Genomic DNA, 17,593 nt, shown 5'->3' on the forward strand with positions numbered 1-17,593 from the left:
TCGCCTATGATGCAAGCTCGCCCGTCCGGGCGGGCTTGCCGCCGCGGGCCAGATAATTAAAACATAAATAACGGAGACCACCATGAAATCCCCACTCAGCGCCATCACGGCCGCGCTCTTGCTGGCCGTTGCCGGCCCCTCCCAGGCGTCCGACAAAATCACCATCATGGTCGGCGGGATCGAGAAGCAGATTTACCTGCCGGCCAAGCTGGCGGAACAACTGGGCTATCTGAAGGAGACCGGACTGGACATCGAACTGCTCAGCGAACCGGCCGGCGTCAACGCGGAAACCGAAATGCTGTCGGGCGCGGCGCAGGGCGTGATCGGCTTCTACGACCACACGATCGACCTGCAGGCGCGCGGCAAGTCGGTGCAATCGGTGGTGCAGTTCAGCCAGGCGCCGGGCGAAGTCATCCTGGTGTCCAAGGCCGCCGCCGGCAGCGTCAAGTCGCCGGCCGACTTCAAGGGCCGCACCCTGGGCGTGACCGGACTGGGCTCGTCCACCAACTTCCTGACGCTGTACCTGGCCGCCAAGTCCGGCATCAAGAGTACCGAGTTCACCACCTTGCCGGTCGGCGCCGGCTCGACCTTCATCGCCGCCATGAGCCAAGGGAAGATCGAGGCCGGCATGACCACCGAACCGACCATCTCGCGGCTGGTGCGCACCGGCGCTGCCAGCATCCTGGTGGATCTGCGCTCGCCGAAGGAAACCGAAAAGGCGCTGGGCGGCACCTACCCCGCCGCCTGCCTGTACATGGAGTCGGCCTGGGTCAACGCCCACAAGCCGCAGGTGCAGAAGCTGGCCAACGCCTTCGTCAAGACCTTGCGCTACATCCGCACCCACAGCGCCAAGGAAATCGCCGACAAGATGCCGGCCGATTACTACGCGTCCGACAAGCAGATGTATATCGCGGCGCTGGAGAGCAGCAAGGCCATGTTTACCGACGACGGCGTGATGCCGGCCAACGGCCCGGCCACGGTGCTGGGCGTGCTGAACGCCTTCGACAAGTCGGTCCAGGGCAAGTCGGTCAATCTGGCCAACACCTACACCACCGAATTCGTGAAGGCCGCGAAATAATGAAGACACCCGCCATAGATCTGAACAATGTCAGCAGGAAGTTCGTCAGCCCGCAGGGCAAGGTCACCCTGGCGCTGCGGGAGTTCAGCCTGACCGTCAACGAGGGCGAGTTCTGCGCCATCGTCGGGCCGACCGGCTGCGGCAAGTCGACCACGCTGGGGATGATCACCGGCCTCAATCCACCGTCGTCGGGCTCGGTCAGGGTGTTCGGCCAGCCGGTCACCGGCATCGATCCGAATATCGGCTTCGTGTTCCAGGCGGACGCCGTCTTCCCGTGGAAAAACGTGATCGACAACATCGCCATCGGCCCCATCTACCGCGGCATGGACAAGTCGGCCGCGAAGGACAAGGCGGCCGACTGGGTGCGGCGCGTGGGACTGGCCGGCTTCGAACACCACTACCCGCACCAGCTGTCGGGCGGCATGCGCAAGCGCGTGGCGCTGGCCCAGACCTTTATCAACGAGCCCAGGATCCTGCTGATGGACGAGCCGTTCTCCGCGCTCGACGTGCAGACCCGCGCGCTGATGCAGGACGAGTTGCTGGGTCTGTGGTCGGAGCGGAAGGCGTCGGTGGTGTTCGTCACCCACGACATCGAGGAAGCGATCGCGCTGGCCGACCGGGTGGTGGTGCTGAGCAAGGGACCGGGCAGCGTCAAGAGCACTTACGACATCCCGCTGGCGCGCCCACGCGATGTGGCCGAGGCGCGCTACACGCAACAATTCATCGACCTGTCGAAACAGATCTGGTCGGACCTCAAGGACGAAGTCCAGGTTTAAACCACACGGAGACTATTTATGCATGCAATGACATCGGCCGACAGCGCCGGCCTGCCGGGCGACGGCGGCGAGGAGCGGGCCGCGGTGGCGCGCGCGGTCAACCACCGGCGCATGGTGCTGTTCCTGCGCGTGGCGCTGGCGGTGGTCACTCTGGGCGCCTGGGAATGGGCGGTGGAGCGGCAGTGGCTGGATCCGTTCTTCTTTTCCCGTCCCTCGGCCATCTACGAGCAACTACTCACCTGGCTGAGCGAAGGTACGGCGCAGGGGCCATTGTGGAAAGAACTGCTGGTGACGATGGAAGAAACAGTGCTGGGCTTCCTGATCGGCGGCGTGCTGGGCATCGTGTTCGGCATCGCGCTGGGGCGCAACAAGCTGATGTCCGACGTGCTGAGCATCTACATCAAGGTGGCCAACGCCATCCCCCGTGTGGTGCTGGGCTCGATCTTCATCATCATGTTCGGCCTGGGCATGGGCTCCAAAGTGGCGCTGGCGGTGGTGATGGTGTTCTTCGTCGTATTCGGCAACGCCTTCCAGGGCGTGCGCGAAGCCGACCGCAACCTGATCGCCAACGCCTACATCCTGGGCGCCAGCAAGCGCCAGGTGACCTTCACCGTGGTGTTCCCGTCGGCGCTGAGCTGGATCCTGGCCAGCCTGCATGTCAGTTTCGGCTTTGCCCTGGTTGGCGCGGTGGTCGGCGAATTCCTCGGCGCACGGCACGGCATCGGCCTGTTGATCGCCACCGCGCAAGGCACCTTCAATGCGGCCGGCGTGTTCGCGGCGATGATCGTGCTGGCCGTGGTGGCGCTGGCGGCGGAATACCTGCTGACCGCGCTGGAGAACCGCTTGCTTAAATGGCGTCCGGTGCAGTTCGTCGAGCAAGGAAGTTGATTCAAGCATTTGCCCCATTCGTACTCAGCGTGCCGACCCGGCCGCCAGGCAACTGGAGACCGGGCTAACCGTTACCGGTTTGCCTGTGCTTGTTACACATGCTTACCCAGGAAACGTCTGCCATACATCCCGTTTGCCGGTTCAGCCGTTATTGGCCTATCAGCGCGACATCCGCGCCATACCGGAGAACGACCATGGAAACCGCCGCCACCTCGAATCGCATTCACCCACTGATGGCAGCCGCCGCAGTCTCCCTGACCCTGGTCAGTCTGGCTGGCGCCGCAGCGATTACCGGGCTGCTGCCCAACTCACATGGTGCGGCCGTATCCAATCCGGCAGCAGACATGGCGAACAACGCAAGCGCCCCGCTGGCACAGCAGGCGGCGCCTGCCCCAACCGTGCGCGAGGTGGTTCGATACAAAACCATCGTGCGCCATGAATACCCACGTCGCCAGGAAATCGCCTACGACAGCGACCGTGTCCACCCGGCACAAGCCGAGCAGGCCCGGGACTACCGGCCAGCCCCCGCATATCAGCAACCCGCTCCGGTCGCTCAGAACAGCCCGCTCGGCATAGGCATCGGCGCCCTGCTCGGCGGCTTCGTGGGCAGTCATGTTGGCGGCGGTAATGGCCGCACCCTGGCAGCTATCGCCGGCGCCGTCGGTGGCGGCTACGTGGGCAATGAAATCGCCAAACACAATCAGCCAGCTGGCCAACAATAATTTCGGTCAGGGTTCAGACCGTCTTTCCCCACTATAAAACAAGGACATTTAAAAAATGACTAAAAAATTATTTTATGCGGCCGCATTTGCTGTTGCGTTGAGCGGCTGCACGACTGTCGTCAAAGAGCGCGTCGTGGTCCACGAGCAACCAACCGTTGTACGCCAAGCCCCGGCGCCTATCCAGGAAGTGATTCCGCCCCCCCCAGCATCAGGCTACGCGTGGGTGCAAGGTCACTGGGCATGGCGTGACCATGGATGGCGCTGGCAGTCGGGACATTGGTATCAAGGCTCCGCGCGCCCGATGCCTGCCGTAATCGTTGAGCAGATCACGGTCGCGCCCAGCCCCTCACACTACTGGATTCCTGGCCATTGGAGTTGGCACCACAATGAATGGGAATGGTCGCGCGGCCACTGGGAGCGATAGAGCCTTAACATCCCCAAGATTAAAAAGGCCGTCGATGATCGCAATCGAATCATCATCGGCCTTCGATTCAAGGAAGCTTCATTGCGGGCGATTCGGCGCAAAAGCGTAGGTGATTGGTAGTTGGGAACAGGACCGAACAATCTACTGGATACCGAGCGCACTGCCGAAGAATACGAACGGGAAAAATTATCCGTACTGCTCTGTACTATTCTCATCACAAACAAAAAAGGCCCGCGTCGATTGACGCAGGCCTTTGATTTTCTTACTAAATTCTGGTGGGAAGTGCAAGTTTCGAACTTGCGACCCCTGCAGTGTGAATGCAGTGCTCTACCCCTGAGCTAACCTCCCGAAGCGGGGCGAATTATCGCATACAACCTGCCAGGAGGGGAAGGCCGAAAGCGAAAATTCCCGCATTTTCTTACGCCGCGGCCGGCGGCGTGGTGGTGGCGGTCCAGATGCACTGGCCTTTGACGGCCTTGTCCAGCCCCGCCAGCGTGGCCGCGTGGGCCGCCAGTTCGTCCTCCGACGCCGGCAGGAAGATGATGTCGGCCAGCGGCACCGGCTCCAGCAATTCGGCGCCGCTCACCACTTCCTCCTCCGCGTCCATGCCCAGGCTGTTCTGCCCGCGCGTCATCGACAGGTAGACGTCGGCCAGCAGCTCGGCATCGAGCAGCGCGCCGTGCAGCTTGCGGTGCGAGTTCGACACGCCATAGCGGTCGCACAGCGCGTCCAGCGAGTTGCGCTTGCCGGGATGGAGCTCCTTGGCATGCACCAGCGTGTCGATCACGCCGCCGATGTGGCTGGAAAAGTCCGGCAGGTTCAGCAGCTTGAATTCGTGATTCAGGAAGCCCAGGTCGAACGGCGCGTTGTGGATGATGACTTCCGCGCCCTGGATGTAGGCGCGCAGGTCTTCGACGATCTGATGGAATTTCGGCTTATCGCTCAGGAACTCGGTGGTCAGGCCGTGGACGTTCAACGCGCCCTCTTCCGACTCCCGTTCCGGGTTGATGTAGACGTGGAAGTTATTCCCCGTCAGCATGCGGTTGTTCAGCTCCACGCAACCGATCTCGATGATGCGGTTGCCCAGCTTGGGGTTGATGCCGGTGGTTTCGGTATCGAGTACGATTTGGCGCATAGTGTTCTGTGGTGGCTACATCCGAACGCAGGAGTATAACAGGCCGTGGCCGCTCATCGGCCGCGGGCCAGTTCGACGCCGCGGTTGGCCAGCATGTCGGCCCGCTCGTTGCCCGGATGGCCGTTGTGGCCGCGCACCCAGCGCCATTCGACGGTGTGCATGGCCTGCGCGGCGTCCAGCGCGCGCCACAGGTCCTCGTTCTTGACCGGCTCCTTGGCGGCGGTCTTCCATCCGCGCGCCTTCCAGCCGTGGATCCATTCGCTGATGCCTTTTTGTACATACTGGCTGTCGGTGTGCAGCGTCACCATGCACGGCCGCTTGAGCGCGTTGAGCGCCTCGATCACCGCCTGCAGTTCCATGCGGTTGTTGGTGGTGTCGCGCGCGCCGCCGCAAATTTCCTTCTCGGCGCTGTCGGCCACCAGGAACGCACCCCAGCCGCCGAGGCCGGGATTACCCTTGCATGCGCCGTCCGTAAAAATCTCTACCTTATCCATCCTGCTGTTCCCGCCTTTTATTTGTTGCCGGGACGACCGCGGGGGCCGTCGCTGTTCTTTTGGTCCAAGCCGGACCGATCAAATGCATGCCTTTCACGCGCTTGATCGCCTGCACGATGTACACGCCGCCGAAGTACGGCCACCAGCGCGGCCCGGCATTATCCATGAATGCGTAGCGATGCAGCCACTTTTCTGTGCGGCAGGCCGGCGCGTAGCAGCCGAAGTGGCTTTGGCTGGAGCCCATGTTCAATAATTTTAACCAGTCTTTCATGCGCGGCATAGAGATCAGCTCCTCCGTGCGCGGCAGGAAGGAGGTGCCGCCGACGCGCCGCAGCACGTGGCGCGCGCCCCACAGGCTGGCCGGGTTGAAGCCGCAGATGATGACCTGCCCTTCCGGGATCAGCACCCGCTCGACCTCGCGCAGCACCTGGTGCGGGTCGGTGGAGAACTCCAGCACATGCGGCAGCACCACCAGGTCGATCGATTGCGAAGCGAACGGTAGCTCGGTGTAGTCCAGCGTCAGCGACACCGGCCGCTGCGCCGGGCTGGTCACGGGACGCACCTTGCGGTCGGCCAGCAATTTGTATGGCATGCGGTTGGCGGCCAGTGCATCGATTTGCGGCATGCCGATTTGCACGGCGTTGAATCCGAAGATATCGGCTGTTAAATTATCGAGACAGGTTTGTTCCCACTCACGCAAGTACACACCGGCGGGCGTTTGCAGCCAGCCTTCCAGCGCTATAATGGATTTCTCAGATCCTGCCTTGTCCATGCCTAGCCTTTTTGCGATCCAATGACCAATTCATCTATTCAAGCACTCAGTGTTCTGACGGTTCCAGCGTTCCACGACAACTACCTGTGGCTGATCCACGATGGCGTCCACGCCGCCGCCGTCGACCCCGGCGACGCCAAGCCGATACTGGCGGCCCTCCAGGCCAACGGGCTCAAGCTCACCGCCATTCTACTCACCCATCACCACGCTGACCATATTGGGGGCGTTCCTGAATTATTACAGCATTATCAGGTTCCCGTTTTTGGTCCGCGCAACGAGAGCATCGCCGCGATCACCTTGCCGGTCGGCGAAGGCAAGACGATCGACGTGCCCGGCCTGGCGCTGCGGCTGTCGGTGCTGGACGTGCCCGGCCACACCATGGGCCACATCGCCTACGTGCGCGAGCCCGCCGACGGCGAGCCGATCTGGCTGTTCTGCGGCGACACGCTGTTCGCCGGCGGCTGCGGCCGCCTGTTCGAGGGCACGCCGGCGCAGATGATCAGCTCGCTCGGCAAACTGGCGGCGCTCCCTGATGATACCAAGGTCTTCTGTGCCCACGAATATACGCTATCCAACCTGCGCTTCGCGCGCGTGGTGGAGCCGGACAACCTGGCGTTGCAGGAACGGGTGAAGGTGGAGACCGACAAGCGCGAGCACAACGTGCCGACGGTGCCGAGCACGATAGGCGTGGAAAAGGCGACCAATCCCTTCCTGCGCTACCGCGAGCCGGCCATCGCCGAACAATTGCTGCGCGCCGGAAGGCTGGACCGCATCGACACGCCGCTGGCCACCTTCACCGCGCTGCGCTTGTGGAAAAATGACTTCTGATGAAAAACGGCCCTTGCGGGCCGTTGGTCTTTCTTAGATCTCTTCGTACAGCGGCAAGGTCAGGAACTCCGCGAACTCGGTCGAGGTCGACATCTCCTCGAAGATCTGGCCGGCGCGGACGTAGGTCGGGCCGTCGCCGCCCGGCGCATCGCGCTGCACCTTGACCAGCTCTTCCTTGATCATCGCGCGCACCATGTCGGCGGTCACTTTGCGGCCGTCCTCCAGCACGCCCTTGTCCGAACGGATCCACTGCCACACTTGCGAACGGCTGATCTCGGCCGTGGCCGCGTCTTCCATCAGGTTGTGGATCGGCACGCAGCCGTTGCCGGCCAGCCAGCTGCCCAGGTAGTGGATGCCGACGTTGATGTTGTAGCGCAGGCCGGCTTCGGTGATCGGCGCTTCCGGCTTGAAGTCCAGCAGCTGCGCGGCGGTCACGTCGATGTCGGGACGCTGCTTGTCGATCTGGTTGGGCTTGTCGCCCAAGACCTTGGTGAACTCGGTCATCGCCAGTTCCACCAGGCCCGGGTGGGCGACCCAGCCGCCGTCATAGCCGTCGGTGGCGTCGCGCGCCTTGTCGTTGCGCACACCGCCCATGGCCACTTCGTTCTTTTCCGGATCGTTCTTGATCGGGATCAGCGCGGCCATGCCGCCGATCGCCGGCGCGTTGCGCTTGTGGCAGGTCTTCAGCAACAGCAAGGCGTAGGCGCGCATGAACGGCGCGGTCATCGTCACCTTGGCGCGGTCGGCCAGGCAGAAGTCCTTGTCCAGCTTGAACTTCTTGATGCACGAGAAGATGTAGTCCCAGCGGCCGGCGTTCAGGCCCGAGCTGTGCTCGCGCAGTTCGTACAGGATCTCGTCCATTTCGAAGGCGGCCAGGATGGTCTCGATCAGCACGGTGGCCTTGATCGTGCCTTGCGGCAGGCCCAGTTCGTTTTGCGTCATCACGAAGATGTCGTTCCACAGGCGCGCTTCCAGGTGCGATTCCATCTTCGGCAGGTAGAAGTATGGGCCGGCGCCGCGCGCCAGCTGCTCTTTGGCGTTGTGGAACATGAACAACGCGAAGTCGAAGATGCCGCCGGAGATGCGCTTGCCGTCGACCAGCACGTGCTTCTCGTCCAGGTGCCAGCCGCGTGGGCGCACCACCAGCGTGGCGATCTTGTCGTTCAGTTTGTAGGACTTGCCGTTCTGCTCCAGCGAGATGGTGCGGCGCACGGCGTCGAACATATTGATCTGGCCGGTGATCTGGTTGTCCCAGTTCGGCGTGTTCGAATCCTCGAAGTCCGTCATGTAGCTGTCGGCGCCCGAGTTGAAGGCGTTGATGACCATCTTGCGCTCGACCGGGCCGGTGATTTCCACGCGGCGGCATTCCAGCGCCTTCGGAATCGGTGCGATCTTCCAATCGCCGGCGCGGATGTGCGCGGTCTCGGGCAGGAAGTCGGGACGCTCGCCGGCGTCCAGGCGCTTGGCGCGCTCGACGCGCACGGCCAGCAGTTGTTGACGGCGCGCTTCGAACTCGCGGGTCAGCTTCACCACCAGCGACAGTGCCTCGGTGGTCAGGATGTTTTCGTAGCCAGGCTTGATCTCGCCGGTGATTTCCATGCCTGCCGGCAGATTGATGGTGGACTGCGTCATGAGGTCTCTCCGATAGTAAAAATATTAGCAACCAAACTAATTATAAGCACTGGCCTTCTTGTTGCACGCCGAAAGTTTTAGTGTGCGGACTCAGTTACGCCTTGATATGTTTTACAGTATATTCACTAATAAGTTATGCAAACGAGACTAAAAATCACATCATCTATGCGTTTTTATCACAAGTGACAGGCTAGGCACTCCATGGGTCAATTCAGACAGATTTCCACCTTCGTCGAAGTGGTTTCCAAGGGCAGCCTGTCGGCCGCCGCACGTGCCGAAGGCATCGCTCCGGCCATGATAGGCCGCCGGCTGGACGCGCTGGAAACCCGCCTGGGTGTCAAACTTTTGCAACGCACCACGCGCAAACTGGCGCTGACCAACGAGGGCGCGGCCTTCCTGGAGGATTGCCAGCGCATCCTGGCCGAGCTGGAGGAGGCCGAAACCGCCGTCGCCGAGCGCAGCGCGCACGCCACCGGGCACCTGATGATCTCGGCCCCGGCCGGCTTCGGGCGCCAGCACGTGGCGCCGCTGATCCCGTCCTTCCTGGCCGAGCACCGCGACGTCAGCGTCACGCTGAACATGAGCGACCGCGTGGTCGACATCGTCGGCGAAGGCATCGACGTGGCGATCCGCATCGCCAGCCTGTCCGATTCCAGCCTGGTCAGCGTCAAGCTGGCCGACAACGAGCGCGTGGTGGTGGCCGCGCCCTCCTACCTCAAGCGCCACGGCGAACCGAAAACGCTGGCCGACCTGGCTAAACACAACTGCCTGGCGATCAGCAGCGAAGGCAGCCAGCGCGGCTGGACCTTCCGCGACAACGGCAAGAACGTGGTGGTCAAAGTCAGCGGCAACATGGGCAGCAACGACGGCCAGGTGCTGCACGACTGGGCGCTGGCCGGCAAAGGCCTGGCATGGCGGTCGATGTGGGAAGTGGGTAACGAGATCGAAGCGGGCAAGCTGCAGACGGTGCTCAACGAGCATTCCGCGCCAGGCAACGATATCTACGCGGTGTTCGCGCAGCGCCGCCATCTGCCGCTGCGGATACGCGCCTTCGTGGATTTCCTGCGGCACACGTATGCGCAGCCGGATTATTGGCGCAAATCCTGGAAATGATGCCGATGTGACAGCCAGCACCACAGCCCCGCACAAAAACGCGGGCGAAAAAAAATCCTCGGATACCGAGGATTTCTTATTTCGTTTGATTCAGCGTATTACAGTGGCTGAATGTTCGAAGCTTGCTTGCCCTTAGGACCAGCGGTCACTTCAAAAGAAACGCGTTGGTTCTCTTGCAGCGACTTGAAGCCTGCGGACTGAATCGCCGAGAAGTGAGCGAACAGATCTTCGCCGCCTTCGTCCGGGGTGATAAAGCCGAAGCCCTTCGAATCATTGAACCATTTTACGATACCAGTTGCCATTACAATTCCTATTTCAGTTAAGTTGGGCTTGCGCCCGTGATATCGTTTGAGGCAAGAAAGAAATGACAGACAAACTGCACTACTCTTGAATCTAAACGATCCCGCATTATACCCATTTACGAGAGAAAAGCACGTTTTCGCGAAAATAAATGCAAAGGCAGATTTTTTTTGGTAGAAACCCAGCAAAAACGCCAACCTTCCTTCGATCAACCGCCTGTCTCCCAGGGTGTATTTGTCACTATAGACAACTTAATCCTACGTCATTTGATATGGATCAAGCGCACGCTTACTCGTAGTCTGTTGCTTGCGGGTCACGGGCTGCCCAATTCAGCAGCTGTTCGACTTCCGGAATGACCGCCGGCCAGCCGGTATCCTCGGTCAGCACGCCGCGCACCATGTGCTCGATGCGCCGCGCCTGCTGTCCCAGCATGCCGAAACCGAAGGTGCCGGCGGAGCCGGCCACTCCGTGCAGCAATTCGTGAAGCCGGCGCAGTTCCGGTTCCGGCGGCGGATCGCCGGCGCTCGCCCGGCAAGCCGCCAGCGCCTCGGTGATCTGCGCCATCGTGCCCGGCACGGTGGCGGCGAACCGTTCGCTCAACGCCGCCAGGCGGGCGCGGTATTCTGGATCGGCCGGAGTCGCCATGATGATTACTTGGTGCCGAAGATGCGGTCGCCGGCATCGCCCAGGCCAGGCACGATGTAGGCGTGGTCGTTCAGGTGCGAATCGAGCGAGGCGCAGTAGATCTTCACGCCGGGATGCGCTTTCTGGAACACTTCGACGCCTTCCGGCGCGGCCACCAGGGCCAGGAAGATGATCTGGTCGTCGGTCACGCCGCGCTTTTTCAGCACGTCCACCGCGTGCACGGCCGAATTACCGGTCGCCACCATCGGGTCGCACAGGATGAAGGTGCGTTCGACCGTGTCCGGCAGGCGCACCAGGTATTCCACCGGCTGGTGGGTTTCCGGGTCGCGGAACACGCCGATGTGGCCGACGCGCGCCGACGGCACCAGGTCCAGCAGGCCGTCGCTCATGCCGATGCCGGCGCGCAGGATGGGGACGATGGCCAGCTTGCGACCGGCGATGACCGGCGCGTCGATGGTCATCAGCGGAGTTTCGATGGTGCGGGTGGTCAGCGGCAGGTCGCGCGTGATCTCATAACCCATCAGCAGCGTGATTTCCTTGAGCAGGTCGCGGAAGGTACGGGTCGACGTGTCCTTCGCGCGCATATGGCTCAGCTTGTGTTGTATCAGCGGGTGGTCGGTGATGAACAGGTTGGGAAAACGCGGATCTTGTTTCATTGTTTGCTCTGTTTGGTCGGTATGTGCTTTTTATTATACTAGGCCTCGGAACCCAGAAACATGGCGACCGCCTCTTCCGCTATCTGGTCCAGGCTGGATCCATGGCCCGGCTTGTACCACAGCACGCTGTAATTGATCGCGCCCATCAGCAGCAGGCGCGCCACCGCGCTGTCGCTGCGCAGCAGTCCGGCGGCAGACAATTCATTGACCACGTCCTGCCACAATTGATCGTAGCGGTCGCGCAGCACCTGCACGCGTTCGCGCAGTTCCGGAGTCAGGCGGCGCCAGTCGTACAGCAGCACCGGGATGAAGTCGTGGCCTTCGCCCAGCACGATTTCCAGGTGGGCGCGCACCAGGGTCTGGAACTTGGCGCGCGGCGGCAGACCGCCCGCGACGATGGCCTCGGCGGCCGGCAGCCCCGCCACCAGGCCTTCCTCCATCACCGCAGCGAGGATGTCCTGCTTGCTCTTGAAGTGATAGAACGGACTGCCGGAGCGCATGCCGACGGCATCGGCGATGTCGCGCGTGGTGGTGCCGTCGAAACCGCGCTCGCGGAACAGGCGCGCGGCCACGCGTACCAGATCGGCGCGGCGGTTGTCGACAGGGGCGGTATTCGTCATAACTATTTATCCAGTTTATTCAATCAACGCGCGCGCCAGGATGGCCGCGCAATCGACACCCGCCGGCAGGCGTCCGAACGCGCCGCCGGGTTCGCGCGCCAGCCGCGAAGCGATAAACGCCGACGACACGCAGGCCGGCGCATGCCGCAACAGCAGGCCGGCCTGCACCGCCAGCACCACCCGCTCGGCCAGCACGCGGGCGCCGAATTCGTCGGACTGCGGCTGGTCCAAGTCGGCCAGCAAGGCCCGCGTATAGCGGACGTAGTCGGCGTCAGACTCGCCGGCCAGGGCCAGCTCGGACGCCAGCGCCTCGCGCGCGGCTGGAGTTTTGCCGAAGGCGCGCAACAAGTCAAGGCACATCACGTTGCCCGAGCCTTCCCAGATCGAGTTGACGGGCAGCTCGCGGTACAGGCGCGCCAGCGGGCCGTCCTCCACGTAGCCGCTGCCGCCGATGACTTCCATCGCCTCCGCGCCGAACGCCGGCCCGCGCTTGCAGACCCAGTATTTGCCGGCCGGCGTCAGGATGCGCGCCAGCAGCGCCTGCGCCGGATCGGCGCCCTCGTCGAAGCAGCGCGCCAGCCGAAGGCCGAAGGCCGTCGCCGCTTCCGATTCCAGCGCCAGGTCGGCCAGCACGTTCTGCATCAGCGGCTGCTCGGACAGCGGGCGGCCGAACGCCGAGCGCCTGCGCGCGTGGTGCAGCGCATGCGTCAGCGCGGCGCGCATGGTGCCGGCACTACCCAACACGCAATCGAGGCGGGTGTGGCTGCCCATCTCCAGTATCGTCGGAATGCCGCGTCCCGGCTTGCCGATCAACCAGCCGTAGGCGCCGGTGAACTCGACCTCCGACGAGGCGTTGGAGCGGTTGCCCAATTTATCCTTCAGGCGCTGCACGCGGATCTGGTTGCGGCCGCCGTCCGGCAGATAGCGTGGTAGGAAGAAGCACGACAACCCGGCGCTGCCCGCGTCGTCGGTCTGCGCCAGGATCAGGTGCGCGTCGCTTTGCGGCGCCGAGAAGAACCACTTGTGGCCGACGATGCGATAGACGTCCTCGCCCTCCTCGCCGAACATCGCGCGCGCTTCGGCCGGCGGCACCGGCTCTGCGCGGGTGGTGTTGGAGCGCACGTCGGAGCCGCCCTGCTTCTCCGTCATGCCCATGCCGATGATGGCGCCGCGCTTCTGCTCGACCGGCAGCGAGCGCGGGTCGTATTCGGTCGACAGGATCTTCGGCAGCCACTTGGCGGCGATCTTCGGCGCCTGCTTCAGCGCCGGCACGGACGCATACGTCATCGTCACCGGACATTGCGAGCCGTTCTCCACCTGCCCGAACAGCATGTAGCGCGCCGCCCGCGCGACCTGCGCGCCGGGGCCGCCCAGCCATGGCGACGCATGCGCGCCGTTCTCGATCAACAGCGCCATCAGGCTATGCCAGGCCGGATGGAACTCCACCTCGTCCACGCGCTTGCCGGCGCGGTCGAAGTTATGCAGCTTCGGCGTATGCTGGTTGGCCAGCCGCGCCAGGTCGAGCACCTCCGCCCGGCCCAGCTGCGCGCCCAGCGCGTGCAGCGACTCGGCCGCCGCCGCGCCGCCTTCGCGCAGCAGCGCCTCCTGCAAGGCCGGATCGGCCGCGTACAGGTTGACGTTCTCGAACGGTGCAACCGTGTTGCTCACTTCATGCGTATCGAATGGATTCATTTCTTCTCCTTCTTCGGCAAGATGCCCATTTGCTTGGCGATGATGCCCAACATGACTTCATCGGCGCCACCGGCGATGGATGTCAGGCGCCCGTCGCGGAACATGCGCGCGACGCGGCTCTCCCAGCTGTAGCCCATGCCGCCCCAGAACTGCATGCAGGCGTCGGGCACCAGTCGCAGCAGGCGGCCCGCCTTCAGCTTGCACATCGAGGCCAGCTCGGTCACATCCTGGCCGCCCACATACAGCTGCCCGGCGCGATAGGTCAGCGCGCGCAGGCTCTCCACTTCCGTCTTCAACTCCGCCAGCTTGAAATGGACGTGCTGATTATCCAGCAGCCGGCCGCCGAACATGGCGCGCTCGCGCGCCCAGTCCACCGTCAAGTCTATACAATTGGCTAGCGTTTGCACCGCGTTTGCCGCAGCCCACAAGCGCTCTTCCTGAAACTGCAGCATCTGGTACACGAAGCCCTGCCCCTCCTCGCCGATGGCGTGGCGCCGCGGCACGCGCACCTCGTCGAAGTAAATCAGGCCGGTGTCGGAAGCGTTCATGCCGATCTTGCGGATCTTCCTGCCGACCGAGACGCCCGGCGTATCCATCGGCACCATCACCAGCGTCTTGTTCTTGTGGGCCGGGCCGTCGGAGGTGTTGACCAGCACGCACATCCAGTCCGCCTGCAGGCTGTTGGTGATCCACATCTTGCTGCCGTTGATGATGTAATCGCCGCCGTCCTTGCGCGCGCTGGTGCGGATGGCCGCCACGTCCGAGCCGGCGTGCGCTTCGGAGACGCCGACGCAACCCACCATCTCGCCGCTGATGGCCGGCGCCAGGAACTCGCGGCACAGGGCGTCCGAGCCGAAGCGCGCCAGCGCCGGTGTGCACATATCGGTCTGCACGCCGATCGCCATCGGAATCCCGCCGCAGTCGACATGGCCCAGCGTCTCGGCCATCGCCATCGAATACGAATAATCGAGGCCCAAACCGCCGTATTCCACCGGCTTGGTCAACCCCAGCAAACCGAGCCCGCCCATTTTCCTGAACAGGGCGTGCGCGGGAAATATGCCGGCCTCCTCCCACTCATCGACATAGGGGTTGATTTCGCTCTCGATGAAGCGCCTCAGTGTGCGCTGTAATTGCTGATGTTCGTGGCTGTCAAACATGGCCTGTCCCCTGGTTATCCGGCCAGACTAGCGCAATTGGCGCCACGAAGCAAGCAGTTGCTTTGTTGTCGTTTGCACTCTATGATGGCCGTCCAGACAAGGAGGTTCCATGATCGAAGCCTATGTGTACGAGGCCATCCGCACCCCGCGCGGCAAGGGCAAGAAGGACGGCAGTCTGCACACCGTCAAGCCGATTACGCTGCTGTCGGGCCTGATGCGCGAGCTGCAGACGCGCCACAAACTCGACACCGCGCTGATCGACGACGTCGTGCTCGGCTGCGTCACGCCGGTCGGCGACCAGGGGGCGGACATCGCCAAGATCGCCGCGCTGGCCGCCGGCTGGGACTGGAAGGTGGCCGGCGTGCAACTGAACCGTTTCTGCGCCTCGGGCCTGGAAGCGGTCAACCTGGCGGCGCAGAAGGTACGCTCCGGCTGGGAGGATATGGTGGTGGCCGGCGGCGTCGAATCGATGTCGCGCGTGCCCATGGGCTCGGATGGCGGCGCCTGGGCGCTGGACCCCGAGACCAGCCTGCGCACCGATTTCCTGCCGCAAGGCATAGGCGCCGACCTGATCGCCATGCTGGACGGCTACACCCGCGAGCAGGTCGACGCCTACGCCATGCGCTCGCAGCAAAAGGCCGCCGCCGCGCGCGCCGCCGGCCGCTTCCGTTCGGTGGTGCCGGTGCACGACCAGAACGGCGTGCTGATCCTGGCCGAGGACGAATTCATCAAGCCCAACACCACCATCGAAACCTTGAGCGGCCTGAAGCCTTCGTTCGAGGCGGCCGGCCGCATGGGCTTCGACAGCGTGGCGCTGCGCAAGTATCCGCAGCTGGACCGGGTCGACCACATCCACACGGCCGGCAACTCCTCCGGCATCGTCGACGGCGCCGCGCTCGCGCTGATCGGCAGCGAGGCGGCCGGCAACCAACTGGGCCTGAAACCGCGCGCGCGCGTGCTGGCCACCGCCGTCACCGGCACCGATCCGACCATCATGCTGACCGGCCCCGCGCCCGCCGCCCGCAAGGCGCTGATGAAGGCCGGCCTCGACATCGCCGACATCGACCTGTTCGAAGTGAACGAAGCCTTCGCCTCGGTGGTGATGCGCTTCATGACCGAGCTGGGCGTGCCGGAGGAAAAGGTCAACGTCAACGGCGGCGCCATCGCGCTCGGCCATCCGCTGGGCGCGACCGGCTGCATGCTGCTCGGCACCCTGCTGGACGAACTGGAAGCCCGCGACCTCAAGCGCGGCCTGATAACCCTGTGCGTGGGCGGCGGCATGGGCATCGCCACCATCATCGAACGCGTGTGAACGGAATGAGCATGATCACTACCCATCAAACCGGCGGCGCCGTCACCGTCATGGTGGCCGCGCGCGCCATCAATCCGCTGAGCCGGCTGTTCCAGCGCGAGCTGGGCGCCCTGCTCGACAAGCTGGAAACCGGCCGCGCCGGCCTGCACGGCGTCATCGTCGGCTTCGACGCCGAGGCCACCGATTCGGACCACGAACTGGAACACCTGATGGCGCTGACCACGGCCCAGGCCGGCGACTGCATGCACATGCTGGCCGCCTACAACCGCCTGCTGCGCCGCCTGGAATGCCTGGGCATTCCGGTCATCGCCACCTTGGCCGGCGCGGTCGGCGGCCACGCGCTGGGCCTGGCGCTGGCCTGCCATCACCGCATCAGCCTGGACGACGCGACCTTCAGCCTGCCGCAAGTGCATCTGGGCGTGGCGCCGGCTGCGGGCGAGATCGTCCGCACCGTGCGCCTGGCCGGCCTGCAGGGCGCCATGCCGCTGCTGCTCGATGGCGCGACGTTGACAGCCGACCAGGCCCTGCACGCCGCGCTGCTGCACACCGTGGCCTACAACGAGGAACAGGTGGCCGAACTGGTGCACACCACGCTGGCCGCCGACGCGCCCGCCGTGCAGCCGTGGGACGCCAAGGGCTATCGCCTGCCGGGCGGCGCGCTCACGTCCGCCCCGGTGCAGACGCTGCTGCAAATGGCGCCCGCCGTGCTGCGCCAGCGCACCGGCGGCCACCTGCCGGCGCCGGAGGCCATCCTGTGCGCCATGGTCGAGGGCCTGCAAGTCGATTTCGACAGCGCGCTGCTGATCGAAAGCCGCTATTTCTGCCAGACCGCGATCAGTCCGGTGGCCCACAATCTGATGCACTTAAATCAAATTCGCGCCGACCTGGCATCGCCGGCGGCGCTGGAACTGGCCGCCGCATTGCGTTTATGCTACGCGGACGAGATCAGCGCGCTGCGGGCCGGATCCGTGCCGGAAGCGCTGCTGCGCAACGCCGCCCTCGCGGCCGGCCTGCCGCCGCCGCCCGACACCGCCGCCAGCCCCGCCGGCGACGAGGGTGAAGCATCCGCGCTCCAGCTGACTGAGCTCCGCGACCGCCTGCTGCACACGCTGTGCGCCACCGCGCGGCAGCATGTCGAAAGCGGCGCCGTCAGCGCCCCCGAGGCCGACCTGATTTCCGTACAACTATTCGGTTTCCCAGCCCACACCGGAGGCGCCATGCATTTCGCGCAACCCGCCTGAACCAGGCCTGCACGGCTGTCCAGCACAGCCGTGTTTTCCCCTATGTAAACTTCAATTTATTGGCCTAACTCAAGAGAAAACTGTAAAAGTCGCTTCGATGTTGTCGTT

At 63.9% G+C, this 17,593-nt stretch carries 19 protein-coding genes and 1 tRNA gene; 9 read left to right on the forward strand and 11 right to left on the reverse strand.

Annotated elements, in window-relative coordinates; all coding sequences use genetic code 11:
- Positions 1-82: 82 nt before the first annotated feature.
- The 5 genes from HUX88_RS23135 to HUX88_RS33310 all read left to right on the forward strand — a co-directional run bounded on the left by HUX88_RS23135 (position 83) and on the right by HUX88_RS33310 (position 3,888).
- Positions 83-1,078: an ABC transporter substrate-binding protein gene (locus HUX88_RS23135; RefSeq protein ID WP_176363275.1), complete on the forward strand. Its 996-nt coding sequence runs from the start codon at positions 83-85 to the stop codon at positions 1,076-1,078.
- Positions 1,078-1,854: an ABC transporter ATP-binding protein gene (locus tag HUX88_RS23140; RefSeq protein ID WP_117010398.1), complete on the forward strand. Its 777-nt coding sequence runs from the start codon at positions 1,078-1,080 to the stop codon at positions 1,852-1,854. Before HUX88_RS23135 ends, HUX88_RS23140 begins: the two co-directional genes overlap by 1 nt.
- Before the next feature lie 18 nt (positions 1,855-1,872).
- Positions 1,873-2,742, forward strand: coding sequence for an ABC transporter permease (locus HUX88_RS23145; RefSeq protein ID WP_161088785.1), 870 nt, complete (start codon positions 1,873-1,875; stop codon positions 2,740-2,742).
- A gap of 194 nt (positions 2,743-2,936) precedes the next feature.
- Positions 2,937-3,464: a glycine zipper 2TM domain-containing protein gene (locus tag HUX88_RS23150; RefSeq protein WP_161088784.1), complete on the forward strand. Its 528-nt coding sequence runs from the start codon at positions 2,937-2,939 to the stop codon at positions 3,462-3,464.
- A gap of 55 nt (positions 3,465-3,519) precedes the next feature.
- Positions 3,520-3,888, forward strand: coding sequence for a YXWGXW repeat-containing protein (locus tag HUX88_RS33310; RefSeq protein ID WP_117010585.1), 369 nt, complete (start codon positions 3,520-3,522; stop codon positions 3,886-3,888).
- Positions 3,889-4,161: 273 nt separating this feature from the next.
- Here the strand turns inward: HUX88_RS33310 and HUX88_RS23160 are convergent.
- The 4 genes from HUX88_RS23160 to HUX88_RS23175 all read right to left on the reverse strand — a co-directional run bounded on the left by HUX88_RS23160 (position 4,162) and on the right by HUX88_RS23175 (position 6,289).
- A tRNA-Val gene (locus tag HUX88_RS23160) sits at positions 4,162-4,236 on the reverse strand.
- A 70-nt stretch (positions 4,237-4,306) separates the two neighbouring features.
- Positions 4,307-5,023, reverse strand: coding sequence for a DNA polymerase III subunit epsilon (gene dnaQ / locus HUX88_RS23165; RefSeq protein WP_117010395.1), 717 nt, complete (start codon positions 5,021-5,023; stop codon positions 4,307-4,309).
- Positions 5,024-5,076: 53 nt separating this feature from the next.
- Complete coding sequence (gene rnhA / locus HUX88_RS23170; protein WP_117010394.1) at positions 5,077-5,517, reverse strand: ribonuclease HI; 441 nt, start codon at positions 5,515-5,517, stop codon at positions 5,077-5,079.
- On the reverse strand, positions 5,510-6,289 hold the full coding sequence (locus HUX88_RS23175; RefSeq protein WP_176363276.1) for a class I SAM-dependent methyltransferase: 780 nt from the start codon (positions 6,287-6,289) through the stop codon (positions 5,510-5,512). Before HUX88_RS23175 ends, rnhA begins: the two co-directional genes overlap by 8 nt.
- A 21-nt stretch (positions 6,290-6,310) precedes the next feature.
- On the opposite strand from HUX88_RS23175, the gene gloB reads away from it, so the two are divergent.
- Positions 6,311-7,117 carry a hydroxyacylglutathione hydrolase gene (gloB, locus tag HUX88_RS23180; protein WP_176363277.1) on the forward strand — a complete coding sequence of 269 codons (807 nt, stop codon included), beginning with the start codon at positions 6,311-6,313 and terminating at the stop codon, positions 7,115-7,117.
- 33 nt (positions 7,118-7,150) lie between these two features.
- Here the strand turns inward: gloB and aceB are convergent, their stop codons facing one another.
- On the reverse strand, positions 7,151-8,749 hold the full coding sequence (gene aceB, locus HUX88_RS23185) for a malate synthase A (protein WP_176363278.1): 1,599 nt from the start codon (positions 8,747-8,749) through the stop codon (positions 7,151-7,153).
- Positions 8,750-8,950: 201 nt separating this feature from the next.
- On the opposite strand from aceB, the gene HUX88_RS23190 reads away from it, so the two are divergent.
- Complete coding sequence (locus HUX88_RS23190; protein WP_161085641.1) at positions 8,951-9,862, forward strand: LysR family transcriptional regulator; 912 nt, start codon at positions 8,951-8,953, stop codon at positions 9,860-9,862.
- Positions 9,863-9,960: 98 nt separating this feature from the next.
- Here the strand turns inward: HUX88_RS23190 and HUX88_RS23195 are convergent, their stop codons facing one another.
- The 6 genes from HUX88_RS23195 to HUX88_RS23220 form a co-directional block, all read right to left on the reverse strand.
- Positions 9,961-10,164: a cold-shock protein gene (locus tag HUX88_RS23195; protein ID WP_008448165.1), complete on the reverse strand. Its 204-nt coding sequence runs from the start codon at positions 10,162-10,164 to the stop codon at positions 9,961-9,963.
- 286 nt (positions 10,165-10,450) lie between these two features.
- Positions 10,451-10,807, reverse strand: coding sequence for an Hpt domain-containing protein (locus tag HUX88_RS23200; RefSeq protein ID WP_176363279.1), 357 nt, complete (start codon positions 10,805-10,807; stop codon positions 10,451-10,453).
- Between the two features lie 5 nt (positions 10,808-10,812).
- On the reverse strand, positions 10,813-11,463 hold the full coding sequence (gene upp / locus HUX88_RS23205) for a uracil phosphoribosyltransferase (protein ID WP_117010388.1): 651 nt from the start codon (positions 11,461-11,463) through the stop codon (positions 10,813-10,815).
- 38 nt (positions 11,464-11,501) lie between these two features.
- A complete protein-coding gene (locus tag HUX88_RS23210) occupies positions 11,502-12,083 on the reverse strand; it encodes a TetR/AcrR family transcriptional regulator (RefSeq protein WP_117010387.1) in 582 nt (193 codons plus the stop codon).
- A 15-nt stretch (positions 12,084-12,098) separates the two neighbouring features.
- Positions 12,099-13,775, reverse strand: coding sequence for an isovaleryl-CoA dehydrogenase (locus tag HUX88_RS23215; RefSeq protein ID WP_176363280.1), 1,677 nt, complete (start codon positions 13,773-13,775; stop codon positions 12,099-12,101).
- Positions 13,772-14,932, reverse strand: coding sequence for an acyl-CoA dehydrogenase family protein (locus HUX88_RS23220; RefSeq protein WP_176363281.1), 1,161 nt, complete (start codon positions 14,930-14,932; stop codon positions 13,772-13,774). Before HUX88_RS23220 ends, HUX88_RS23215 begins: the two co-directional genes overlap by 4 nt.
- Before the next feature lie 109 nt (positions 14,933-15,041).
- Between HUX88_RS23220 and HUX88_RS23225 the strand changes: the two genes are divergently transcribed.
- Together HUX88_RS23225 and HUX88_RS23230 are read left to right on the forward strand one after the other, a co-directional pair.
- Positions 15,042-16,244 (forward strand): acetyl-CoA C-acetyltransferase, encoded by a 1,203-nt coding sequence (locus HUX88_RS23225; RefSeq protein WP_176363282.1) that lies wholly within the window; start codon positions 15,042-15,044, stop codon positions 16,242-16,244.
- 11 nt (positions 16,245-16,255) lie between these two features.
- Positions 16,256-17,485, forward strand: coding sequence for an enoyl-CoA hydratase-related protein (locus tag HUX88_RS23230; RefSeq protein ID WP_229219498.1), 1,230 nt, complete (start codon positions 16,256-16,258; stop codon positions 17,483-17,485).
- Positions 17,486-17,593 lie beyond the last annotated feature (108 nt).

This window comes from Duganella sp. BJB1802 (assembly GCF_013369445.1).
GTDB lineage: Bacteria > Pseudomonadota > Gammaproteobacteria > Burkholderiales > Burkholderiaceae_D > Rugamonas > Rugamonas vulcania_A.

Excerpts from the sequence above, each read along its gene's own strand:
- HUX88_RS23225 (WP_176363282.1), top strand. The coding sequence starts at position 15,042 with ATGATCGAAGCCTATGTGTACGAGGCCATCCGCACCCCGCGCGGCAAG.
- HUX88_RS23175 (WP_176363276.1), bottom strand. The coding sequence starts at position 6,289 with ATGGACAAGGCAGGATCTGAGAAATCCATTATAGCGCTGGAAGGCTGG.
- HUX88_RS23230 (WP_229219498.1), top strand. The coding sequence starts at position 16,256 with ATGATCACTACCCATCAAACCGGCGGCGCCGTCACCGTCATGGTGGCC.
- HUX88_RS23195 (WP_008448165.1), bottom strand. The coding sequence starts at position 10,164 with ATGGCAACTGGTATCGTAAAATGGTTCAATGATTCGAAGGGCTTCGGC.
- upp (WP_117010388.1), bottom strand. The coding sequence starts at position 11,463 with ATGAAACAAGATCCGCGTTTTCCCAACCTGTTCATCACCGACCACCCG.
- HUX88_RS23190 (WP_161085641.1), top strand. The coding sequence starts at position 8,951 with ATGGGTCAATTCAGACAGATTTCCACCTTCGTCGAAGTGGTTTCCAAG.
- HUX88_RS23150 (WP_161088784.1), top strand. The coding sequence starts at position 2,937 with ATGGAAACCGCCGCCACCTCGAATCGCATTCACCCACTGATGGCAGCC.
- HUX88_RS23200 (WP_176363279.1), bottom strand. The coding sequence starts at position 10,807 with ATGGCGACTCCGGCCGATCCAGAATACCGCGCCCGCCTGGCGGCGTTG.
- HUX88_RS23220 (WP_176363281.1), bottom strand. The coding sequence starts at position 14,932 with ATGTTTGACAGCCACGAACATCAGCAATTACAGCGCACACTGAGGCGC.
- aceB (WP_176363278.1), bottom strand. The coding sequence starts at position 8,749 with ATGACGCAGTCCACCATCAATCTGCCGGCAGGCATGGAAATCACCGGC.
- HUX88_RS23210 (WP_117010387.1), bottom strand. The coding sequence starts at position 12,083 with ATGACGAATACCGCCCCTGTCGACAACCGCCGCGCCGATCTGGTACGC.
- HUX88_RS23145 (WP_161088785.1), top strand. The coding sequence starts at position 1,873 with ATGCATGCAATGACATCGGCCGACAGCGCCGGCCTGCCGGGCGACGGC.
- HUX88_RS33310 (WP_117010585.1), top strand. The coding sequence starts at position 3,520 with ATGACTAAAAAATTATTTTATGCGGCCGCATTTGCTGTTGCGTTGAGC.
- rnhA (WP_117010394.1), bottom strand. The coding sequence starts at position 5,517 with ATGGATAAGGTAGAGATTTTTACGGACGGCGCATGCAAGGGTAATCCC.
- HUX88_RS23135 (WP_176363275.1), top strand. The coding sequence starts at position 83 with ATGAAATCCCCACTCAGCGCCATCACGGCCGCGCTCTTGCTGGCCGTT.
- HUX88_RS23140 (WP_117010398.1), top strand. The coding sequence starts at position 1,078 with ATGAAGACACCCGCCATAGATCTGAACAATGTCAGCAGGAAGTTCGTC.
- gloB (WP_176363277.1), top strand. The coding sequence starts at position 6,311 with ATGACCAATTCATCTATTCAAGCACTCAGTGTTCTGACGGTTCCAGCG.
- HUX88_RS23215 (WP_176363280.1), bottom strand. The coding sequence starts at position 13,775 with ATGAATCCATTCGATACGCATGAAGTGAGCAACACGGTTGCACCGTTC.
- dnaQ (WP_117010395.1), bottom strand. The coding sequence starts at position 5,023 with ATGCGCCAAATCGTACTCGATACCGAAACCACCGGCATCAACCCCAAG.